The sequence below is a fragment of the uncultured Muriicola sp. genome (assembly GCF_947258935.1).
GTDB lineage: Bacteria > Bacteroidota > Bacteroidia > Flavobacteriales > Flavobacteriaceae > Muriicola.
Map to the genome: position 1 here is coordinate 1 of NZ_CAMYKH010000033.1, position 21,546 is coordinate 21,546.

The window sequence follows — 21,546 nt, forward strand, 5'->3', positions numbered from 1 at the left end:
TACAATAGGTAAAAAGATCGTAAAGGCAGAAAAGCACAGCTTTGACAATAGGCTAAACCCTTATGAAGCACAAAAGGAATTAAAGCGGTTTATTAAAAAACAGCAAATTAAGGACTTCCAATTTTCTGAGGTCGTGGTTGTTCATAGAAACGACTTGTTTAGCCTTGTACCCATGGTGTTGTTCGATCCTGATGAATTGGCTAATTACCTTAAGTTCAATACCAAGATCCTTGCCAATGATCTTCTGGAGTACGATGAGATCCCCGCATTTGAAATGGTCAATGTCTATGTTCCTTTTGTGAACATCAATAATTTCATCTATGAACTATTTGGAGATTTTGAATTTAAACATCACAGTACGGTTTTAGTAGAGTCTCTGCTAGGTAGTAAAGCCTCCAGCTCCGAAGGAATTTGCTATGCCTATGTAACAGCAGATGAATTAGACCTTATCATTCTTCAGAATAAAAAGCTGTTATTCTACAACAATTTTTCCTATAAAACGCCTGAGGATTTTCTCTATTACCTGCTTTTTACGATAGAGCAATTACACCTAGATCCTAGTGAGATAAAATTAAGACTCTTCGGAACTATCGAAGAAGGCGATCCAATTTTTAATATTTGCCAGGATTATGTGCAGCACCTCGCCATCTACCTTCCTGGCTTACCAGATGATCTACTGTCCGACGAAACGGCCCTTAATGCTAATTATCTGGCAATTAATGCCCTTTAAATGAGAATTATTTCGGGTACCCATAAAGGAAGACGAATCACTCCCCCAAAAAATCTACCGGTAAGGCCAACCACTGACATGGCCAAAGAAGCCTTATTCAACATTCTTAATAATCAATTTTATTTTGATGAGATTCGTGTTCTCGATCTCTTTGCCGGCACTGGTAATATGAGTTTAGAATTTGCTTCAAGAGGCTGTACAAATATTACAAGCGTAGATAGTCATCCCGGATGTATAAAATTCATAGGAGCGAAAGCCGCAGAATGGAATTTTATGATCAAAGCAGTGAAAATGGATGTCTTTAAATTTCTGGAAACGGTACGAGATAACTACGATCTGATCTTTGCGGATCCTCCGTACGATCTTTCACCGGAGCAATTCTCTGATATCCACAGGCTTGTTTATGAACGAAACATACTTGTACCTTCCGGGACATTGATCATTGAACACTCAAAGCAAATGGATCTTTCCCATCTAACCCATCATACTTCTACACGAAGGTATGGCAGTAGTTTGTTCAGTTTTTATAAAAGTGAGGAATAAAAAAAAGCAGATCATAAGCCGGATTCTGTAGCCTTAAAAAGGATCCTTATCATTTATCTCGATCTTTAGTTGCCCAAAGATTCGTTCCGCCTACCCTTCAGTTTGGACGTGCCGCCCTCAAACACTGATATACATGGCGTTTCACCGCATAGAGTTTACATGATTTCACTACAGCTTAACCTGTACATTCTTTCTGTTGCACTAGTCCGCCCCACCCCGATTATTACCGGGACAGGTGACGGGTGTTACCCGCTATGCCGCACTATGGTGTCCGGACTTTCCTCCCCCCGCGTAATGCAGAGAGCGATAAGGTGACCTGCTTGGTGCAAAGGTAGGTCAATTGTTGATAAAAATTAGGGAATAGCCCGGAAAAGAAAGTCCATAAACAAACGCTATTTTTATATTTGTAAGAATGGCGAATAGTCCAGCTTTAATTCCTTAATACCGTATTTGTGGAACCTTTTATAGTCTCAGCCCGTAAGTACAGACCCCAGACGTTCAAGGACGTTGTTGGGCAGGAAGCCATTACTAATACTCTGGTCAACGCCATTGAAAATAATCACCTGGCACAGGCCTTGCTGTTTTGTGGTCCAAGGGGCGTAGGAAAAACTACCTGTGCTAGGATACTTGCTAAACAGATCAACAGGGATGGTACCGAAAAAGAAGATGAGGACTTCGCATTCAATATCTTTGAGCTCGATGCCGCTTCCAACAATTCTGTGGACGATATCAGAAATCTAATCGATCAGGTTAGAATCCCACCTCAGGTAGGGAAGTATAAAGTGTATATCATTGATGAGGTACATATGCTTTCTCAATCTGCATTCAATGCTTTTCTTAAAACACTGGAAGAACCACCGAGGCATGCTATTTTTATCTTGGCCACTACGGAAAAGCACAAAATTATTCCAACCATACTTTCGAGGTGCCAAATTTTTGATTTTAAACGTATTACTGTTGCAGATGCGGCATATTACCTCAAGTATATAGCGGAACAGCAAGGGATAAATGCAGAGGACGATGCATTACACATCATCGCTCAAAAGGCAGATGGTGCGCTGCGCGATGCACTCTCTATTTTTGATCGGGTGGTTAGCTTTTCCGGAAAAGAACTGACACGAAAGGCGGTAACAGAAAACTTGAACGTGTTAGACTATGACACCTATTTTAAAGTTACCGATCTTATCCTAAAGAACGATATTCCAAACATTCTCTTATTATTTAATAAGACCCTGGCACTTGGTTTTGAAGGCCATCATTTTATAATTGGTTTAGCCTCACATTTCAGAGATTTGATGGTATGTCAACACCATGAGACCATTGCATTATTAGAAGTTGGAGATAACGCTAAGAAATTATATCTGGAACAGGCCAAAAAGACCAGTCAGGAATTTCTTTTAAAAGCCCTTGAGATCGCAAATCAGGCAGACCTGCAATACAAAAGCAGTAAAAATGCACGTTTATTGGTAGAATTGGCACTTATGAAGTTAGCTTCGCTCTCGTTTCAAGGTGAAAAAAAAAATCCTGACCACAGTACCGCAAGTCTAATCCCATTAGGGCAGTTGATCCCTGCTTCCTTTTTTCATCGATCTATCACAACATCCATTAAAAAAACTATATCACCGGTTATAAGTGATCCGCTCCCTGCTCCCGAAGAAATGGAAGTGGTAGCGGGTGTTTACCAACAAAAGGAGCCCATTGCAGAGGAAACTCAACCAATATTAAACACTGATATTGAGGATGTTTTATTAACCGAAACCTCAACTTTGGTAACAGAACCGGCCCGGAAAATCCATATAAAAGATCACTCCAAACGAGTATCTGGCTTATCCATATCTAGTATCAAAGCCAAGAAGAAACACGAACTCAATAAGATTGAGGTTACTTATGATGAAGATTCCCTTCCCGATGATGCTGTTACAGAGGCAGAATTGCACAAACATTGGCAAGCCTATGTCAACAAGATAGATGAGGAAGGAAAGAAAATACTCGCCAGTAACCTAAGTTCCGATACTCCAAAATTAAAAGATGGAACTACCATCGTCATTGAATTACCCAATGACACAATGAAAAAAGAAGTGGAACGGGAGCAGTTAGACCTGATGACCTTTTTAAAGAAGGCCTTAAACAATCATCATCTTAGTCTGGCTATTTCTGTGAATGAAGAGACCATAAAAAGATACGCCTTTACACCTCAGGAGAAATACGATAAACTTCGGGAGAAAAATCCGGCTATAGATCTATTGCGAAAAACATTTGATCTAGATCTTTGATCTTTTATCTGCCCATGTCTGGTATGCATATATAAGCATCACCAGGGCAATGATGAATAAACCAAGTGCTTCACGACCTCGTTCAATATTCTCAAGATTCCCTCCTTCCAATGTAATCCCCTCAAACGTTTCCGGCCAAACCACTATTCCTCCTACAACATAGGAAATGCATAAAAGCATGCCAATTAGGAAATTAAATCTATGAAGAAAGAAAAATAAAGAAGCCAGGCAGGGTATGGCATAGATCACTATCCATATAAATGCATCAGGGTCATTCAATTGAACAAAACTGGCCAAGGCAAACAAGATCATGCATGCAAACGCCAGCCATCGGTAAAATCCTTTCATAAGAATCTATTTTAGAACAATACAGTAATAACCCCAAAGGAGCAGGTATAAAGATAGTATTTTGAAAAGTACAAAGGACTGTAATACTTTTGTACCCGTATAATTTTGGTACTTTTGGATTTGTTTCTTTAATTTTTAATTACAAAATATGCTCGGACTTAAATTACCTACAGATCCCAGATGGGTTAATATCGTAGAGATGAATATCGATGAGATTTTAACAGATCATGCCTATTGTGAACAAAAGGCGGCCAGTACTGCCATCTCGTTGATTGTTAGCTTTCCCGAATATCCAGACCTTATCAAAGAAATGATCGCGTTATCCAGAGAAGAAATGGGACATTTTAAAATGGTTCATGACAGGATCTTAGACAGAGGGAAAACATTGGGCAGACACCGTAAAGATGAGTATGCCATTGCCCTGCATAAATTCTTTCCAAAGGGAGGTTCCAGGACCACTCAATTGATCCACCGACTTTTATATGCCGCTCTCATTGAAGCCAGAAGTTGTGAACGTTTCCGGTTATTATCTGAAGAACTAAATGATAAAGAGCTCGCGGCATTCTATCATTCACTGATGGTCAGTGAAGCGGGCCATTACACCATGTTCTTAAATTTTGCCAGGAAATATGGGGACCGTAAAGAGGTAGATGCCAAATGGAAAGCACTTCTGGAGTATGAGGCCTCTATCATGAGAGAACTGGGAACCAAGGAGCATATCCATGGTTAATTTATAAACTTCTTTTAATCCAATTTAAGAGACTTCAGAATGGGTAAGTTTGCTTGTTACCCTCAATTTATCCAGATAGTAATCATATACGGCAAATTGTGAACGCACCTTCGGTTTTTTATTCCTTACATAGCTGTTGTCCTGATCTTCATTAAACCAGCGAGCTTTAACATTATCGCGCCAGGAGATCTCAAAAGTGTCGATGAGTTCATTTTTTATCTCCTGATCGTAAATTGGGCATCCTACTTCCACCCTGTTTTCAATATTTCTGGTCATCCAGTCTGCTGAAGATATATACATCTTGGGATTCCCTGCATTGGCAAAGATGAATAATCGTGGATGTTCCAGGAACTTATCTACAATACTGATGGCCTCAATATTTTCGCTCATCCCTTTTACACCCGGGATCAAGCAGCATATACCACGAACGATCATCTGTATCTTAACACCAGCCCTACTGGCCTCGTACAGCTTGTCTACCATTTTATAGGAGGTTAGGCTGTTCATTTTGATCTTGATATAGGCTTCTTTCCCCAGTTTTACATTCTCGATCTCCTGATCTATAAGCCTTTTAAAAGCACTCCTTGTATAATGAGGAGAAACTATCAGATGTTTGTATTTGTTTATCTTATAGGTGGTTTCAAAGAAATCGAAAACCATATTCAACTCCTTCAGGATCTTTTCGTTGGCTGTGAACAAGGTATAATCTGTGTAAATCCTGCCAGTAGACTCATTAAAATTCCCTGTACTGATGAATCCATAGCGGTGAATCCTTTCGTTTTCTTCTCTGTCTATGAGACAGATCTTACTGTGCACCTTTAATCCGGGCACTCCAAAGATCAATTTCACCCCTTCTTCCTGTAATTGTTCTGCATACCCAATATTTGCGGTTTCATCGAAACGGGCGCGTAATTCGATCTGAACGGTAACCTGCTTTCCATTCTTAGCCGCGTTGATCAGGGAAGCGATAACCTGAGAATTATCGGCAAGGCGGTACACTGTGATCTTGATGGTCTTCACTTTGGGATCTAAGGCGGCCTCACGAAGAAACCGAATGATATATGAAAATTTGTGGTAGGGTGTATACTGTAAAAAGTCCTTCTCTGCGATTTGGCCTAAAAAGCTGCCCTCAGGTTCAACACCTTTAATGGGTAATGGCATTATTTTTTCATACATCAGCTTTTCCTTACCTAAGCTCGGAAAACTCATATAATCTCTTCTATTGTGGTAACGCCCACCCGGAATAACACTATCTGTATCCGTTATCCCCATCTTTTCGGTGAGAAATGCAAGCGTTTCTTCTTCAATATTCTTGTCATATACAAAACGAACCGGATCACTAATCTTTCGATTATCCACACTAGATGAAATCTTTTCTATAAAGCTCTTACTGAGATCATTGTCTATATCTAATTCGGCATCACGGGTAATTTTGATCATATGTGCCGAAATAGAGGTATAGTCGAACATGAGAAAAATACTGTCAAGGCAGTATCGGATCAGATCATCCAGGATAATGATATAGTACCGTTCTCCTTCCCTGGGAAGTACAACAAATCTGTCAATACCTTTGGGAATTTCTATCAGGGCATAGCTCTTCTCTTTAATATGTTCTGCAGGCCTTTTTGCATCTTCGCTTTTTAGGACCATTTTTATCGCCAAATAAGCGGCAGAGTCCTTAAGCATAGGAAATTCCGTGAGGTCATTCAGAATAATGGTCATTAACTGCGGACTCACCTTTTCCAAAAAATAGGTTTTTAGGAATTTAGACTGTTCTTCCGTAACCTCTTCTTCGTTGATAAGGAAGATATTTTCTGCCTCCAACTCTTTTTCTATATCCGTATGGATCTCTAAACTGCGCGTCTGTTGTTCTATCACTATTTTTGTGATCTCTTCCAATAAGTCTTTTGCAACTTCGCCTCCTAAAACACTTTTCCCAGATTTACCTGCCTCCACAATGCGTTTCACGGTGGCGTAACGAACTTTAAAGAATTCATCCAGGTTATTTGAGAATATCCCAAGAAATCTGAGCCTTTCAATTAGTGGTACTCTTTGATCAGCACTTTCCTGTAACACCCGGTCATTAAATTTTAACCAGCTGATTTCTCTATTGATATACTGATTCTTTGTTTTGATCATATCCTTAATTCTTTGGGAATAACCACCTTTTCTGTTTTTCCTTTTTGGATATCCTTCCATCGTGTTACGTTGAACGAGAGATGAACCAATCCTGTTGTGGGTACATTATCTATATAAACATCACCCCATATATTCCCTACTTCCGTAAATGCATGATTATGTCCAAAGATCATTACTATTTGCTGTGAATCTGATAAATTTCTTACAAAATCCATAACATCCTCCCCGGAAAAATCATACAACTCGTTTGAAAGAGAAAAATCTGAATATGGTATCTTGAGATTCCTTAAAAATATGACACAAGTATGTAGTGCTCTAATGCCCGGACTTGAATATACCGCATCGATCTTAACCTCAGCTGTGCCAAAATGATGAGATACTCTATGGGCGTCTTGTATGCCAATTTCTTTTAAAGGACGGTCCCTATCCTCAACCCCATACTTCCATGAAGACTTACCATGCCTTACCAGTATCAACTGTTTCATGCTTTCCTTCTTTTAAAATTAATGACTTATCACTCCAGCTAAATGTAAATTGTTTACATCTGCGAATCTGTACTAAGGCGCCAACCTTTCTATCTTCCAATTATAATCCTCTACCAATGTATAACGGATCCTATCGTGCAATCTATTGGGCCTGCCTTGCCAAAATTCAATAGACACAGGAGATACCAAATACCCTCCCCAATTAGAAGGTCGAGGTATTTCCTTGTCTTCATACTGCTTCTCCAATTCCTTCAACCTACTTTCCAAAACTTCTCTTGAGGGGATTACTTCACTCTGATTGGAAACTATTGCTCCTAATTTACTACCTGTAGGTCTCGATTCAAAATATCCGTCAGACATATTCCCGGCTATCTTTGATACCGTTCCTTTTATAATGACCTGCCGTTCCATAGCCGGCCAGAAGAATGAAAGACACACCTTTGGGGAGTGTTCTATGGCCTTGCCCTTCTCACTATCATAGTTTGAGTAAAAAATAAACCCTTCAAAGGTAAAACGCTTTAATAGTACTATCCTGCCTTTTGGATAACCATCCAATCCCAAGGTAGAAATGGTCATTGTGTTAAGCTCATCCACGGTACCGGATTTTTCTAACTCGTAAAACCATTTTTGAAAAAGCTCCATAGGGTTATCTGAAATAGCGTCCTCCATTAAGGCACTTTTCTCATATGATTTCCGATGATTTCCCAGGTCTTTTTTCATGAGCTTACTAAACTATTCCACAGTAAAACAAAGTTGGTGAAAACTTAACAAAAAGGGAAATAGCAGTCTTCTTTTTATTCTTAGAAAATCACCAATTTACCATCTTCTGCAAGTTGTACGTTAGCAAAATGAGGAACAGCTTCCTTAATGAATTCTTCCTTCTTCTTATATCTGATAGAAAAATGACCCAAGATAAGCAGTTTTACATGGGCCGCTTTTGCGATCTTTGCCGCCTCCTCTGCCGTAGAGTGCATAGTTTTAGAAGCCAAATGAGCTTCTGAAGCAAGAAAAGTTGCTTCATGATACAATGCGTCTACCCCATTTATCCATTCTGAAATTCCCGGGTCATAGGCCGTATCACTACAAAAGGCGTAGCTCTTGGGTTTAGGTGGGTCTAAGGTTAGTAGCGTATTTGAGATCTCTTCACCATTCTCAAGTAGTACATCTTTTCCTTTTTTGATATTCTTGAAATAGGCCTTGTCTATTTTATATGCTGCTACTGCCTCCGTATTTAGGATCCGTTCCTTTGATTTCTCCCGAAATAGAAATCCATTAGTATAGATACGATGAGATAAAGGGATGGTTGAAACCGTGACTTTGTTATCCTCAAAGATCTCTATGGGCTCTTTGGCATCCAACTCATGAAAGATAATAGTGAAACTGGTCCAGGAGTTCCCCACCCGCAATAGCATTAACACAACTTCTTTTATTCCCGAAGGACCGTAAATATGTAGCTCTTTCTCTCGTCCCAGTAACTGAAAAGTTGCAACAAGGCCGGGCAAACCAAAAAAATGATCCCCGTGAAGATGCGAGATAAATATATGGTTGATCCTTGAAAATTTGATCTTATGCTTTCTCAACTGAACTTGAGTACCCTCTCCACAATCTATCAAGAACAAATGATCTCGTACCTCCAGTATTTGGGCTGTTGGGTTACCCATAAGGGAAGGGGTTGCTGCATAACATCCCAAAATATGAAGTTTCATAACCGTATGATCAATTCTTATAAGTACTGTTTGGCCTCCTCAATCGTAAAATTGGAGCGAAAACTAAACGCATAAGCCGTCTCGCCTTTGGCATTCAAATGATCTAATCTCTTTTTAGCTTCCTTTAGGCTGATAGTAGGCTCTTTTGTATACCAGCATACCATATGACTGTCTTTTAGCTTGGAAAACCATTCTTTGCGTCTTTTATAGATGTAAACATGTGCCGTTTGATAGGTAAATGCCATTAAGGTTTCCCTGGATTCCCATAAAGACATATTGACTATTAAGGCAGGATCACCAAAAACCTCATATATCTCATTTGATGGTTCCTCTATCCATCTCCATATAAAACCGGGACTTTCTTCGGCCAAGACATTGATCCTTTCGGTATTATTCACAAAATCGGCCATCCGCGGATCATCTAACTTATATTGTGCCCTGGCGATATTAACTTGCGCAAAATGATATGGCATATTTTATAATTCCAGATCTCTTTCTATATCTTCCATCTCAATAAGATCCATTGCCTCCTGAATGGTGGGGACAAGGCTAATCTCATCCGGGATCTCATCATAAGTTACCTTATCGGTCACCAAAACAAAAGATTTCTTGGCCTTTCTGTGCATATTAGATAGTTCCAGAAATTCAAGGATATCATCCGAACTAAGCTTGGAGAATGAAAATAAGTTCACAATAATATGGTCGTTCTTGAGCTTATCGTAGGCCGACTTTAAATTCTCTAAAAAATTCAATAGTGAGATGTTTTCCTGATAAACAATAGTGCTATTACCTTCTCTTTCAAAAATCATAGGCTACTATTTTATTTGTGACGCTAATAAATAAATAACGGCCATACGTATGGCCACACCGTTTTCTACCTGATGAAGTATTATGGATTGGGAGGAGTCGGCTACATCACTGGTTATCTCCACCCCTCTGTTGATAGGGCCCGGGTGCATTATGACTATCTCCTTTTTTAGACCATCAAGAATATGCCTGTTAATCCCATATTGTTGTGTGTATTCCCGTGTGGAGGGAAAGTAACTCATCTCCATTCGTTCGTTCTGTACGCGAAGCATGTTGGCCACATCGCACCATTCAAGGGCCTTTTGAAGATTTGGCTCCACATCTACTCCAAGGGTTTCTATATACTTAGGGATCAATGTTTTTGGTCCACAGACCTTCACCTCCGCTCCCTGAAGTTTTAAAGCAAAGATATTAGACAATGCTACCCTGGAATGCAAAATATCGCCTATGATCACAACTTTTTTTCCGGCTACATCACCCAACTTCTCCCGGATGGAATACGAATCTAACAAAGCTTGTGTGGGATGTTCATGAGCCCCATCTCCCGCATTTATAATGGCTGCTTTTACATGTTTTGCCAGAAATATACCTGCGCCGGGATTTGGATGCCTCATCACCACCATATCTACTTTCATAGAGAGAATATTGTTGACGGTGTCTATCAGTGTTTCTCCTTTTTTTACGGATGACTGGGAAGCGGAGAAATTGATGACGTCTGCAGACAATCGTTTTTCAGCCAACTCAAAACTTAGTTTGGTACGAGTACTGCTCTCAAAAAATATGTTGGCAATAGTAATATCTCTGAGGGAAGGAACTTTCTTGATGGACCTATTGATAACTTCTTTAAATTGATCGGCAGTTTCGAAAATAAGCTGAATATCCTTTTCATTCAGATATTTAATTCCCAAAAGGTGTTTTACACTAAGTACCGACATACTTTTATTTGTTTACTAAATAAACCACGTCCTTTCCTTCATTTTCTACCCACATAACTTTTACTTTTTCATTATTGATGGCATCTACCTGTCTTCCTCTATAATTTGGCTGTATGGGTAAATGTCTGCTAAACCTTCTGTCTATAAGGGTTAGCAATTCTATTTCTTGTGGTCGGCCGAATGATTGGATGGCTGTTAAAGCCGCTCTGATGCTTCTACCTGTGTACAATACATCATCTATTAATACCACATTTTTTCCTTCTACCAGAAAATCAATGTTGGTTGTACTAGCCTCCAGGGGTTTATCGCTCCTTCTAAAATCATCGCGAAAAAAAGTGATGTCTAGCAGACCAAGTTTTATTTCTGCAACCTTGTACTCTTCTTTGAGGATCTTGGCTAAGCGGTTCGCCAGAAAGCTACCTCTGGGTTGTATTCCTATTAAAACGGTGTTGGAAAAGTCGAGGTGGTTTTCTAAAAGTTGGCAAGCAAGGCGATGTAAAATAATGTGGATTTCTTTTGAGGAAAGAAGTACTTTTTGACTCATGGTTTGCGCTACCAACATATTTGATAGCAAAAATAGGGATTTCTACTCAATAAAAAGGAACCGTAATAAATATCATCAATTCCATTAAGACAAATATCATAGAAGATCAAAAAAAAGCCCCGACCAAATGGACGGGGCTTCTCTTTATTTATTTCAAAACATCACGAAAGCTTACTTCTTCTTCTTGCCTGCTTCCATTTTGTCTTTTAACGCTTGTAGTTGCTCATTGGCGTCTCCCAGTGTTGGTTTAGACTCCTCAGCTGAGGTAGCAGCTTTTTTCTTGGCTGCTTTTACGTTGCGTTGCTCTTCTTCTCTGAAAATTGCCGTATGGCTGGCTACAACTCTTTTGAATTCTTTGTTGAATTCAATGATCTTGAAAAGGGCTTCTTCTCCCTTAGCCAGTTTCTTGCCATCTTCTTTCTCCATGTGTCGTTGAGGAACAAAGGCTGTGATGTCTTTGTTAAAGTCGATCACCGCTCCTTTATCAACGATTTCGGAAATAGCCGATTTGTGCTCAGTACCCAGGGCAAATTCCTTTTCGTACTTATCCCAAGGGTTATCTGTTGTTTGCTTGTGACCCAAACTCAACTTGCGTCCATCTACATCCAATTCCAGCACTTCTACTTCGAGGGTGTCGCCAACGGCTACAAACTCGGATGGATGCTTGATCTTCTTAGTCCATGACAGATCCGAAATATAGATCAAACCATCGATCCCTTCTTCCAGTTCAACAAAAACTCCAAAGTTGGTAAAGTTCCTTACAATACCTTTATGCTTAGATTTTACAGGATATTTAGACGTAATGTCTGTCCATGGATCTGGCGTAAGTTGTTTGATCCCCAGGGACATTTTTCTATCCTCGCGATCAAGAGTAAGGACAACAGCTTCTAATTCATCTCCTACCTTCACGAAATCTTGTGCCGATCTTAAATGAGTAGACCAGGACATTTCTGAAACGTGGATCAATCCTTCAACTCCTTCTGCTACTTCCAAGAAAGCACCGTAATCTGCAATGACTACAACCTTCCCTTTAACTTTGTCCCCTATCTTAAACTCATCGCCTAAGGCTTCCCAAGGATGTTTCTCTAATTGCTTAAGTCCTAATTGGATCCTGGATTTATTATCATCGAAATCTAGGATTACCACATTGAGTTTTTGGTCTAGCTCTACCACCTCATTTGGATGGTTGATTCTACTCCAGGAAAGATCAGTGATATGGATTAGTCCATCTACGCCACCAAGATCAATAAAGACACCGTATGAAGTTATGTTTTTCACAACTCCTTCTAGTACCTGTCCTTTTTCTAACTGGCTGATGATCTCTTTTTTCTGTTCTTCAATATCTGCCTCAATAAGTGCTTTATGAGATACTACCACGTTCTTGAATTCGTGATTGATCTTAACCACCTTAAACTCCATGGTCTTACCAACATATTGATCGTAATCGCGAATTGGTTTTACATCTATCTGCGATCCCGGAAGGAAGGCTTCAATACCAAATATGTCAACGATCATACCTCCTTTGGTTCTGCATTTTACAAAACCAGTTACTACTTCCTCCTTGTCATGAGCAGCATTTACCCTTTCCCATGCCTGTATGGTACGGGCTTTTCTGTGAGAAAGTACCAATTGTCCACTTTTATCCTCGCGGATATCGATCAAAACTTCTACTTTGTCCCCAACTTTAAGTCCGGGGTTGTAGCGAAATTCGTTCAGGGAAATAACCCCTTCAGATTTTGCATTGATGTCAATGATTGCCTCGCGATCGGTTATATAAGTCACAGTTCCCTGAACTACTTCCTCATCTGCCGTATCTACGAAGTTTGCGGCTACTAATTTTTCGAATTCCTCTAATTTGGATTCGTCTACACGCTCAATTCCCTCTTCATACTTATCCCAATCAAAATTCTTTAAGAATTCTTTCGGATCTTGTTTGGGTGCCTCTACTTTTTGTTCCTGAGCTACTTCAGCTACCTGAGTCTCCTCGGTTGTTGTTTTCTTTTCAGCCATTTGCTGATATTATTTTGTATTTCATAAACCTTTAAGAGCATGGCAACATCTATGAAAGTTGTTTTTATTTTTTTGTTTCCCTTTTTTCTCTTAAATACTTGCCAAAAAGGTGTGCAAAAATACAATTTAATTCTTGTTTAAACAACCTAAAAACCAGGCTGCCAAGAAAATCATAACAAATTATGGCTATGCCTCTTAAATCTTTGTAGTTTTCGTATCTTTAAAGTCACATTATAAACCTTTTAAAATTATATAAATGAGTGCGAAAGACAAATACCAGGGATTGTTAACTCTGGGAGAAAAACTAGGTATCAAAGATGGTAAAGTAAGTGAGGAAAATGGCGTTTTAAAAATTAAAGGAGAAGCCAAAACCGCTTATGAAAAAGACCTTTTGTGGGATAAAATAAAAGAGATTGGAGGAGAACGTCCTTCGGATATCAAAGCAAATATTACAGTAGCAGATGACAGTGTTTATCACAGGCATATTGTACAACGTGGAGAATCGCTTAGTAAAATTGCCAAGCATTATTATGGAGATCCCATGAAATACAAGCAAATTTTTTCTGCCAATACCAATATTCTCAAGAATCCTGATATGATTCATCCAGATCAGGTACTTGTAATTCCTAAAGTATAAAAAGATCCCTAAGTGAAAGGCGCTGTAAAAGCGCCTTTTTTTATGGGGTATTAATACGATCCTCTGCTAATGACATAGCTTTTTGGAACTGCTGCTCAGGACTCATTGTACTATTGTCCAAAACAACTGCATCATCTGCTTTTCGCAATGGTGAAAACTCCCTGTTAGAATCCAGATAATCTCTTTGCTGAACATTTTCGAGTACTTCTTCAAAACTTATATCCGCACCTCTATCAAGCAATTCCTTATAGCGCCTGGTAGCCCTGATTTCGGGAGTAGCAGTCATAAATATTTTGAGTTCGGCATCAGGAAAGACTACGGTTCCAATATCCCGGCCATCCATTACCAATCCTTTTTTAACACCCATTTCCTTCTGCAGAATAACCAATTTGTGGCGTACTTCCTTGATCACCGATACCTGGCTTACAAAACGAGAAACCTCAAGGGTGCGTATCTTATTTTCAACATTCACTTTATTCAGAAAAATTTCAGAATACCCTAGTGCGTCATTCTGTCTAAACTCCAGATGGATCAATGGAAGATCGGGGATCAGAAGATCTAGTTTATCAACATTTGGCCCTATATATCCTTTTTGAAGTGCAAAAAGGGTTACAGCCCTGTACATGGCTCCTGTATCCACATAAATATAACCAAGTGCTTTTGCCAATTGCTTCGCCATGGTACTCTTGCCCGTAGATGAGTGTCCGTCAATAGCGATGGTTATATTTTTCATGCTTTAAAATTACGGAGAATGATGGTATTGGTTTGGTCTTCCATACACTTTCCCTATTTAAGTGTAGAATCTAAAGAGTAGCTTCAAAGCTTTTTAGCATTTTTTACCTTTTGATCGGTAACCGCTAGTGCTATAACCTCACTCATATCTGTTACGTAATGAAAAGTAAGTCCTTTTAAATACTCTGCTTTGATCTCAAGGATATCCTTCCTATTGTCTTCACATAATATTATATCCTTGATACGCGCTCGTTTGGCAGCCAGTATCTTCTCTTTGATCCCGCCAACAGGTAATACCTTTCCTCGTAAGGTTATCTCCCCTGTCATGGCCGTACTCTTCCTAACTTTCTTCTGTGTAAACAACGAAACCAGAGAGGTGAGCATGGTGATCCCCGCGCTGGGTCCATCTTTTGGTGTTGCCCCTTCAGGGACATGAATATGCACATTGTAGCGGTTAAATACCATGGGATCAATACCGAAAGTGTCTGCGTTCGACTTAATATACTCCATTGCAATGGTAGCAGATTCTTTCATAACCTTACCGAGGTTACCGGTAATATTGAGCTGACCTTTTCCTTTGGATAAGATAGATTCAATAAACAAAATATCGCCCCCAACACTTGTCCAGGCCAGTCCGGTCACAACACCTGCAATATCATTATTCTCATATTTGTCTCTTTCCATGCGAGGAGGTCCAAGCACTTTTTCAATGATCTTATTGCTCACTTTTATCTCGTATTCCTCTTCAATTGCAATAGATTTTGCAGCATACCTTACCATTTTGGCAATTTGCTTCTCAAGGCCTCGCACTCCGGATTCTCTGGTATACCCTTCAACTATCTTTTCCAACTGCCTTTTCCCAACTCTTAGGTTTTTTGCAGTTAGTCCGTGTTCTTTTAATTGTTTTGGAAGCAGATGTCTTTTGGCAATTTCCACCTTTTCCTCTATGGTATAGCCCGTTACATTGATGATCTCCATTCTGTCGCGTAGCGCAGGTTGAATAGAGGAAAGATTATTTGCCGTAGCTATGAACATAACTTTAGACAGATCATATCCCATTTCAAGAAAATTATCATGAAATTCGTTGTTCTGTTCGGGATCTAGCACCTCCAACATGGCAGAGGAAGGGTCCCCCTGATAACTACTGGAAAGCTTGTCTATCTCATCTAAGATAAAAACAGGGTTAGACGTACCAGCTTTTTTTACGCTTTGAATGATCCTTCCGGGCATTGCCCCTATATACGTTTTCCTATGTCCCCGGATCTCTGCTTCATCTCTAAGTCCACCTAAGGATATCCTTACATATTGCCTGCCCAAAGCCTCGGCAACGGATTTTCCCAAAGAAGTCTTACCAACCCCTGGAGGCCCGTATAGACATAAAATAGGCGATTTCATATCATTCCTTAATTTCAGGACAGCTAAGTATTCTATGATGCGTTGTTTTACGTCCTCCAATCCATAATGATCTCTATCAAGAATTTTCTGAGCTCTTTTCAGATCAAATTTATCCTTAGAGAACTCTTCCCATGGCAACTCCAGGTAAAGATCCAGATAGTTTCGTTGAATGCTGTACTCCGCTACTTGCGGATTCATGCGTTTCATTTTGGCCAATTCTTTTTCAAAATGTTCCCGAACCTTGTCGTTCCACTTCTTTTTCTTGGCAATTATCTGCATCTCCTCTATTTCCTCATCATAAGAAACGCCTCCAAGTTCTTCCTGAATGGTCTTCATTTGCTGATGCAAGAAGTATTCTCGTTGCTGTTGATCCAGATCCGATCTTACCTTAGATTGTATATCCTTTTGAAGGGCCAGTTTCTGAAGTTCAACATTCATGTGCTTCAAGGTAGCCAGTGCACGATCCTTAAGATTACTAATCTCGAGCAGGGTTTGTTTCTCCTTGACACTTAAATTTAGGTTAGACGACACAAAATTGATCAGGAAGGAATTGCTCTGGATATTCTTAATCGCAAAAGAAGCTTCACTTGGAATATTTGGATTATCGCGAATGATCTGTAATGCGATCTCTTTTATAGAATCTATGATTGCCAGGAATTCCTCTCCCTTTTGATCTATCTCTTCTTCTTTAACTTCCCTGATAGTAGCAGTCATATAAGGGTCTTCGGTAAGTACCTCGGCAATTTCAAATCGTTTTTTACCTTGAATAATAACTGTTGTATTCCCATCTGGCATCTGTAATACCCGTAGGATCCTGGCTACAGTTCCCAAGGTATTTATGTCTTTTACGCCCGGATCTTCCGTATCCTCATCCTTTTGGGCAACCACGCCCATTGTTTTACCTCCTTTATTCGCATATTTGATCAAATTGATCGACTTATCTCTTCCGGCAGTGATAGGGATCACAACTCCGGGAAATAGTACAGTATTTCGCAATGGTAATATTGGAAGGGTCTCTGGTAAAACCTCATTTTTCATTTCTTCCTCATCCTCGGGTGTTAATAAAGGTATAAGTTCAGATTCCTCGTTGATATCTTGTAACGACATATTGTCAAATCGTATAATTTTTGCGTCTCCCATAGATCGTTTATCCGTCATTCTGTCATTTAAAGACAGTAGTATTTTTTAATTGTAATCAAATTTTTACACAATAACACCTTTTAGAGCCCTTTTCTAAGGGTTTTTATAGGTTTCATGTGACCTTAAAAAACAATTCCTGTGCCAAGCCCATAATTTTTCATCAGAAACTGTAACAATCACTAAATTGAGCTATCTATATAACAAATCGAATACTTTTTTGAGCCAAGTAGGAGAACATACCGAATCCCTGTTGCAATTATGCTTAGAGGGGAACCAAAGAGCACAATTGGAGATCTATAACAGATACTATAAGGCCATGTATAATACTGCCTTAAGGATCGTTAAGAATAATGCCGAAGCGGAAGATGTGATGCAAGAAGCATTTTTAAATGCCTTTACCAAATTGCACACATTTAAAGGAGAAGTAGCTTTTGGGGCCTGGTTAAAAAGAATTGTGATCAATAAAAGCCTGTTTCATTACAGGAAGCAACAAAAGAAAAATGAGGTAACACTTAATGATACTCTGTACAAGGTCAGTGATAATGATGTACCCGAAGCTACTCATGATGAAACAGAACGATTGGCTCAAAGAGTTTTGGAGACCATGAAATTGCTCAAGGATAACTACAGAATTTCTCTGACCTTACACTTAATAGAGGGGTATGATTATGAGGAGATATGTAGTGTAATGAACATCAGTTATGCGAATTGCCGAACTACAATTTCCAGAGCAAAAGAAAGTTTACGAAAAAAATTAATGCCTGCTAAATTATGAAAGAGGATAACATAGACGAATTATTTAAAAAGGCCAAACCCTATTTTGACCTGGAGGAACCCCGGGCAGGTCATAAAGCCCGTTTTATTGAAAAATTAAATACTACCACTGTAGAACCTAAAAGAGGTGTCTCCTGGTGGAAACCCCTTTCAATTGCTGCTTCCATTTTGGTGGTAATGGGCCTCTTCCTGGGGCAAAACTTGTGGCTTGAGACCGAAAAAGAACGTATAGCAGAAATTTCACCAGAGATCTCAAATTCAGAATTCTATTTTGCCAACATTATTGAGCAACAGGTAAAACAATTGGAGAGTGAAAAATCACCTGAAACCGAAAAAATTATTGAGGATGCCTTAGGCCAGTTAGCCCTCCTGGAATCCGATTATAAAAAATTAGAACAAGACCTGCTCAAAGGTGGAAACAACAACATCATTTTACGTTCAATGATCCAAAATTTTCAAACTCGCATAGATCTAATGCAAGATGTATTAATACAGATAGAAATCATAAAAAATCTAAAAAATCAACAAAATGAAAACAGCATTACTTAAATACACGGTCCTATTACTATGGACATTGCCCTTGGTACTCAGTGCCAATGGGGACCCACAAAAAGGAAAATACACTAAAGAAAAAACAATTAAAAAGGAGTACAGTGTAAATGCAGATGCCTTGTTAAAAGTTTCCAACAGTTACGGAAATGTAAATCTCTCTTCCTGGAATGAGAACAGGGTGGTTATTGAGGTTGTCATTAAGACCAATGGAAATAACGAAGAGAAAGTGCAGAAAAAATTAGATGAAATTACAGTTCTATTTGATGCCAGTAGTTCTATGGTCTCCGCTAAAACTCAATTCAACAAAGACAAAGGTTGGGGCTGGAACTGGGGTAATAACAATGTTAATATGCAGATAGACTATACCATTAAGCTCCCTGTGAAAAACAGCGTTCACCTCAATAATGACTATGGAAATATTACGCTGGACAGAATAGATGGGTATGCCAAAATAAGCTGTGACTATGGCCGACTTCAAATTGGAGAATTACGTGGGCGGAATAATGATCTGAGCTTTGATTATACCTCTAAATCTTACATTGGATATATCAATAGTGGTAAGATCATGGCAGATTACTCCGGATTTACCATAGAAAAGGCAGGTGATCTTTTAATCAATGCCGACTACACTAATGCGACGATTGAAGAAATGAAAAATCTTCAATACAGCTGTGATTATGGAAATCTGGAGGTAGGTGATGTAGATAATGTGGAAGGAAACGGGGACTACATCAATGTTTCCTTAGGAACCGTACATGGTAACGTAGACATCAGTGCGGATTATGGAGGGGTCAGGATCAATAAGATGGCCGAAGATGCCGGAAATATAAACTTACGGACAGATTACACAGGTATTAAGATTGGCTACAGCGCTAATTATTATTTTGATTTTGAGATCACTACAGAATATGCCGGCGTAAGCGGTAAAGATGATTTTGAAATTGCCATCAGTAAGGAAAAATCGAGCGATCGTTATTACAAAGGATATTACGGAAAGCCAAATAGCGGAAATCAGATATCCATCTCAAGTGATTACGGAAGTATATCATTCAATAAAAAATAACTACAAAACTCATAACAATGAAAAAAATAATCACACTTACATTTATCTTATGTATTGCTTCTATGAGCTATGCCCAATGGGGAAAAAAGATCAAAGGCAATGGGAAGGTTGTCACCATTGAGAGAGCTACGGGAGACTATGAATCTATTGCAGTTTCTGGCTGGTTCGATGTTGAACTTATTGAAGGTGCCGAAGGGGCAATTATCATGAAAGGGGAAGAAAACCTATTGGAGTATATTATTACTGAAGTAAAAGACGGAAAACTTGTAGTAAAACCTGAGAAGGGAGTAAACCTCCAACCCTCTTCATGGAAGTCTGGAACAATATCTGTTACCATTCCGGTTGAAGAAATAAATGCGGTATCCATGTCTGGATCAGGGGATCTTGTAGGGAAGACGGTATTAAAAGCATCCGATTTTAAAACCAGCATGTCTGGCTCCGGAGATCTTAGTCTGGATCTGGAAGTTCAGGACCTGGAAGTAAAGGTATCGGGATCCGGTGATATGGACCTAAAAGGGAGCACAAATAATCTTGAAGTGCAAATATCCGGCTCGGGAGATGTAAATGCCTATGGGCTTAGCGCGAATAATGTGAGCGCCATTGTATCTGGCTCTGCCAATATTGAGGTTACCGCCAATACATCTTTAAAAGCACGGGTCTCAGGATCTGGTGATATTTCTTATAGAGGAAATCCAGCTAAAATAGACAGTAAAACCTCAGGATCTGGGGATATTTCCAAGGGTTAAATAAGTTTAAAACTTATCTAAAAAGAAGGACCTCTATACCGGGGTCTTTTTGTTTACCCGAAGCAGGAGAATGGCGCCAAGGATAAAGAACAATCCCAGGAATATAGTGGCATTACGCATACTCCCGGTAAATTGGGCTACCATGCCATATAAAAAAGTACCTATAACAATTCCAATCTTCTCAGCCACGTCATAGAAACTAAAGAATGAAGCGGTATCCTTGGTTTTAGGAAGAAATTTGGAATAAGTGGAACGAGATAAGGCTTGTATACCCCCCATAACAACGCCCACACAACCTGCGGCTATATAGAATTCGGTTGGGGTAGTCACAAAATAGGCGTAGATACAGATGACCACCCATAAGATATTGACCACTACAAGTGTTTTTATATTGCCGAAAGTGCCGGAGGCTCTGGCAGTAAGTGTAGCACCCATAATAGCCACCAATTGAATGACCAGAATGCTTACAATAAGACCTGTTGTTCGTTCTCCATCCGAACCCCAGTTTATCTCTTCCTCTCCAAAATAGGCTGCAATAAGCATTATAGTCTGTACGGCCATACTATAAACGAAAAAGGCTCCCAGATATCTTTTTAATCGTACTTCATCACCAAGTTGATGCCATACCGTTTTCAACTCTTTAAACCCATTCAGTACTACATGGTGCCGCTCACCTACTCGCTTGTTTCCTTTGGGGAGGTGGTAAAAGGTGTATTGACTAAACAGGATCCACCAGATACCTACTGAGGCAAAGGAATATCGCATGGCGATGAGCTCTGCCCCTTCCCCGTTGATTCCAAATGAATCTGGTTTCATGACCATTGCCAGGTTGATCAATAACAGTATTACACTTCCTATATACCCCAGGGAAAATCCTTTGGCACTTATACGGTCTTGTTGCTCCGGAAAAGCAATATCTGGCAAGTAAGAATTATAGATAGCAAAACTCACCCAAAAGCCTACCAATCCAAAAAAATAACAGACCAATCCCAGCTCAATATTTTCTAGTGAAAACCAGTACAGGCCAAGACATGAAATTCCTCCGAGGTAACAGAAGAATTGCATAAACAGCTTCTTGTTTCCCATATAATCTGAAATCCCGGAGATTAAAGGGGTGATAAGGGCAATAAAAACAAAGGCGATGGATGTTGTATAGCTAATTAAAGGAGCTCTTGCGATCTCTCCCCCAAAAAGGGATATCTTTTCAATATCCGCCATTCGGAATAAAGCGCCGTAATAAATAGGAAAAATAGCGGA

Annotated in this window: 22 protein-coding genes and 1 other RNA gene; 9 read left to right on the top strand and 14 right to left on the bottom strand. The window is 39.5% G+C overall.

The features are described 5' to 3' along the window. Both Q0X72_RS07455 and Q0X72_RS07460 read left to right on the top strand, forming a co-directional pair. A partial coding sequence (locus tag Q0X72_RS07455) for a DUF3822 family protein (RefSeq protein ID WP_297763555.1) occupies positions 1-730 on the top strand: 730 nt, incomplete at its 5' end. After that, positions 731-1,273, top strand: a complete 543-nt coding sequence (locus Q0X72_RS07460) for an RsmD family RNA methyltransferase (RefSeq protein WP_297763558.1) — start codon at positions 731-733, stop codon at positions 1,271-1,273. It abuts the gene before it with no gap. On the opposite strand, the gene rnpB is transcribed toward Q0X72_RS07460, so the two are convergent. Next, an RNA gene (rnpB, locus tag Q0X72_RS07465) (RNase P RNA component class A) lies at positions 1,273-1,596 on the bottom strand. The two genes, Q0X72_RS07460 and rnpB, sit on opposite strands and share 1 nt — an antisense overlap. A 129-nt stretch (positions 1,597-1,725) precedes the next feature. Between rnpB and Q0X72_RS07470 the strand changes: the two genes are divergently transcribed. Continuing rightward, positions 1,726-3,546 (top strand): DNA polymerase III subunit gamma/tau, encoded by a 1,821-nt coding sequence (locus Q0X72_RS07470; protein ID WP_297763561.1) that lies wholly within the window; start codon positions 1,726-1,728, stop codon positions 3,544-3,546. Here Q0X72_RS07470 and Q0X72_RS07475 read toward each other — a convergent pair. After that, a complete protein-coding gene (locus Q0X72_RS07475) occupies positions 3,535-3,894 on the bottom strand; it encodes a transmembrane 220 family protein (protein ID WP_297763564.1) in 360 nt (119 codons plus the stop codon). The genes Q0X72_RS07470 and Q0X72_RS07475 overlap by 12 nt on opposite strands. A gap of 148 nt (positions 3,895-4,042) precedes the next feature. Here Q0X72_RS07475 and Q0X72_RS07480 point away from each other — a divergent pair, with 148 nt between their 5' ends. After that, positions 4,043-4,624, top strand: coding sequence for a tRNA-(ms[2]io[6]A)-hydroxylase (locus Q0X72_RS07480; protein ID WP_297763567.1), 582 nt, complete (start codon positions 4,043-4,045; stop codon positions 4,622-4,624). 24 nt (positions 4,625-4,648) lie between these two features. On the opposite strand, the gene ppk1 is transcribed toward Q0X72_RS07480, so the two are convergent. The 9 genes from ppk1 to rpsA all read right to left on the bottom strand — a co-directional run bounded on the left by ppk1 (position 4,649) and on the right by rpsA (position 13,250). Next, complete coding sequence (gene ppk1, locus Q0X72_RS07485; RefSeq protein ID WP_297763569.1) at positions 4,649-6,763, bottom strand: polyphosphate kinase 1; 2,115 nt, start codon at positions 6,761-6,763, stop codon at positions 4,649-4,651. Continuing rightward, positions 6,760-7,248: a histidine phosphatase family protein gene (locus tag Q0X72_RS07490; RefSeq protein WP_297763571.1), complete on the bottom strand. Its 489-nt coding sequence runs from the start codon at positions 7,246-7,248 to the stop codon at positions 6,760-6,762. Before Q0X72_RS07490 ends, ppk1 begins: the two co-directional genes overlap by 4 nt. Before the next feature lie 72 nt (positions 7,249-7,320). Then, positions 7,321-7,968, bottom strand: a complete 648-nt coding sequence (pdxH, locus tag Q0X72_RS07495; protein WP_297763574.1) for a pyridoxamine 5'-phosphate oxidase — start codon at positions 7,966-7,968, stop codon at positions 7,321-7,323. An 80-nt stretch (positions 7,969-8,048) separates the two neighbouring features. Next, positions 8,049-8,954 (bottom strand): ribonuclease Z, encoded by a 906-nt coding sequence (locus Q0X72_RS07500; RefSeq protein WP_297763577.1) that lies wholly within the window; start codon positions 8,952-8,954, stop codon positions 8,049-8,051. A gap of 17 nt (positions 8,955-8,971) precedes the next feature. Then, the gene (locus Q0X72_RS07505) at positions 8,972-9,427 is read right to left on the bottom strand and encodes a DUF3291 domain-containing protein (RefSeq protein WP_297763580.1); all 456 of its coding nucleotides are present in this window, start codon (positions 9,425-9,427) and stop codon (positions 8,972-8,974) included. A 3-nt stretch (positions 9,428-9,430) separates the two neighbouring features. Then, positions 9,431-9,763 (bottom strand): ribonuclease Z, encoded by a 333-nt coding sequence (locus tag Q0X72_RS07510; protein WP_297763583.1) that lies wholly within the window; start codon positions 9,761-9,763, stop codon positions 9,431-9,433. Between the two features lie 6 nt (positions 9,764-9,769). After that, a complete protein-coding gene (locus Q0X72_RS07515; RefSeq protein WP_297763585.1) occupies positions 9,770-10,696 on the bottom strand; it encodes an aspartate carbamoyltransferase catalytic subunit in 927 nt (308 codons plus the stop codon). A gap of 4 nt (positions 10,697-10,700) precedes the next feature. Then, positions 10,701-11,240, bottom strand: coding sequence for a bifunctional pyr operon transcriptional regulator/uracil phosphoribosyltransferase PyrR (gene pyrR / locus Q0X72_RS07520; protein WP_297763613.1), 540 nt, complete (start codon positions 11,238-11,240; stop codon positions 10,701-10,703). A gap of 171 nt (positions 11,241-11,411) precedes the next feature. Then, positions 11,412-13,250, bottom strand: coding sequence for a 30S ribosomal protein S1 (gene rpsA, locus Q0X72_RS07525; RefSeq protein WP_297763588.1), 1,839 nt, complete (start codon positions 13,248-13,250; stop codon positions 11,412-11,414). Between the two features lie 256 nt (positions 13,251-13,506). Between rpsA and Q0X72_RS07530 the strand changes: the two genes are divergently transcribed. Next, positions 13,507-13,887, top strand: a complete 381-nt coding sequence (locus tag Q0X72_RS07530; protein WP_297763591.1) for a LysM peptidoglycan-binding domain-containing protein — start codon at positions 13,507-13,509, stop codon at positions 13,885-13,887. A 40-nt stretch (positions 13,888-13,927) separates the two neighbouring features. Here the strand turns inward: Q0X72_RS07530 and cmk are convergent, their stop codons facing one another. Together cmk and lon are read right to left on the bottom strand one after the other, a co-directional pair. Further along, positions 13,928-14,620, bottom strand: a complete 693-nt coding sequence (gene cmk / locus Q0X72_RS07535; RefSeq protein WP_297763594.1) for a (d)CMP kinase — start codon at positions 14,618-14,620, stop codon at positions 13,928-13,930. A gap of 83 nt (positions 14,621-14,703) precedes the next feature. Then, entirely contained in the window at positions 14,704-17,172 is a 2,469-nt protein-coding gene (gene lon, locus Q0X72_RS07540) for an endopeptidase La (RefSeq protein ID WP_297763597.1), read from the bottom strand. Positions 17,173-17,371: 199 nt separating this feature from the next. On the opposite strand from lon, the gene Q0X72_RS07545 reads away from it, so the two are divergent. Genes Q0X72_RS07545 through Q0X72_RS07560 form a run of 4 tightly spaced genes read left to right on the top strand, consistent with a single transcriptional unit; the run spans position 17,372 to position 20,289 of the window. After that, entirely contained in the window at positions 17,372-17,929 is a 558-nt protein-coding gene (locus Q0X72_RS07545; RefSeq protein WP_297763600.1) for an RNA polymerase sigma factor, read from the top strand. After that, positions 17,926-18,477 (top strand): hypothetical protein, encoded by a 552-nt coding sequence (locus Q0X72_RS07550; protein WP_297763603.1) that lies wholly within the window; start codon positions 17,926-17,928, stop codon positions 18,475-18,477. The genes Q0X72_RS07545 and Q0X72_RS07550 overlap by 4 nt, the downstream gene beginning before the upstream one ends. Continuing rightward, positions 18,458-19,543, top strand: a complete 1,086-nt coding sequence (locus Q0X72_RS07555; protein ID WP_297763606.1) for a hypothetical protein — start codon at positions 18,458-18,460, stop codon at positions 19,541-19,543. The genes Q0X72_RS07550 and Q0X72_RS07555 overlap by 20 nt, the downstream gene beginning before the upstream one ends. Before the next feature lie 17 nt (positions 19,544-19,560). After that, positions 19,561-20,289: a head GIN domain-containing protein gene (locus Q0X72_RS07560; RefSeq protein ID WP_297763608.1), complete on the top strand. Its 729-nt coding sequence runs from the start codon at positions 19,561-19,563 to the stop codon at positions 20,287-20,289. 33 nt (positions 20,290-20,322) lie between these two features. Here Q0X72_RS07560 and Q0X72_RS07565 read toward each other — a convergent pair. Beyond that, positions 20,323-21,546 (bottom strand): MFS transporter (locus tag Q0X72_RS07565; protein WP_297763610.1); only part of this gene is annotated, 1,224 nt, incomplete at its 5' end.

Coding starts and splice junctions, on each gene's coding strand:
- Q0X72_RS07530 (WP_297763591.1), top strand. CDS start 13,507: ATGAGTGCGAAAGACAAATACCAGGGATTGTTAACTCTGGGAGAAAAA.
- Q0X72_RS07475 (WP_297763564.1), bottom strand. CDS start 3,894: ATGAAAGGATTTTACCGATGGCTGGCGTTTGCATGCATGATCTTGTTT.
- rpsA (WP_297763588.1), bottom strand. CDS start 13,250: ATGGCTGAAAAGAAAACAACAACCGAGGAGACTCAGGTAGCTGAAGTA.
- Q0X72_RS07550 (WP_297763603.1), top strand. CDS start 17,926: ATGAAAGAGGATAACATAGACGAATTATTTAAAAAGGCCAAACCCTAT.
- Q0X72_RS07490 (WP_297763571.1), bottom strand. CDS start 7,248: ATGAAACAGTTGATACTGGTAAGGCATGGTAAGTCTTCATGGAAGTAT.
- Q0X72_RS07500 (WP_297763577.1), bottom strand. CDS start 8,954: ATGAAACTTCATATTTTGGGATGTTATGCAGCAACCCCTTCCCTTATG.
- pyrR (WP_297763613.1), bottom strand. CDS start 11,240: ATGAGTCAAAAAGTACTTCTTTCCTCAAAAGAAATCCACATTATTTTA.
- Q0X72_RS07560 (WP_297763608.1), top strand. CDS start 19,561: ATGAAAAAAATAATCACACTTACATTTATCTTATGTATTGCTTCTATG.
- pdxH (WP_297763574.1), bottom strand. CDS start 7,968: ATGAAAAAAGACCTGGGAAATCATCGGAAATCATATGAGAAAAGTGCC.
- Q0X72_RS07460 (WP_297763558.1), top strand. CDS start 731: ATGAGAATTATTTCGGGTACCCATAAAGGAAGACGAATCACTCCCCCA.
- Q0X72_RS07510 (WP_297763583.1), bottom strand. CDS start 9,763: ATGATTTTTGAAAGAGAAGGTAATAGCACTATTGTTTATCAGGAAAAC.
- lon (WP_297763597.1), bottom strand. CDS start 17,172: ATGACGGATAAACGATCTATGGGAGACGCAAAAATTATACGATTTGAC.
- Q0X72_RS07480 (WP_297763567.1), top strand. CDS start 4,043: ATGCTCGGACTTAAATTACCTACAGATCCCAGATGGGTTAATATCGTA.
- Q0X72_RS07515 (WP_297763585.1), bottom strand. CDS start 10,696: ATGTCGGTACTTAGTGTAAAACACCTTTTGGGAATTAAATATCTGAAT.
- cmk (WP_297763594.1), bottom strand. CDS start 14,620: ATGAAAAATATAACCATCGCTATTGACGGACACTCATCTACGGGCAAG.
- Q0X72_RS07505 (WP_297763580.1), bottom strand. CDS start 9,427: ATGCCATATCATTTTGCGCAAGTTAATATCGCCAGGGCACAATATAAG.
- ppk1 (WP_297763569.1), bottom strand. CDS start 6,763: ATGATCAAAACAAAGAATCAGTATATCAATAGAGAAATCAGCTGGTTA.
- Q0X72_RS07555 (WP_297763606.1), top strand. CDS start 18,458: ATGAAAACAGCATTACTTAAATACACGGTCCTATTACTATGGACATTG.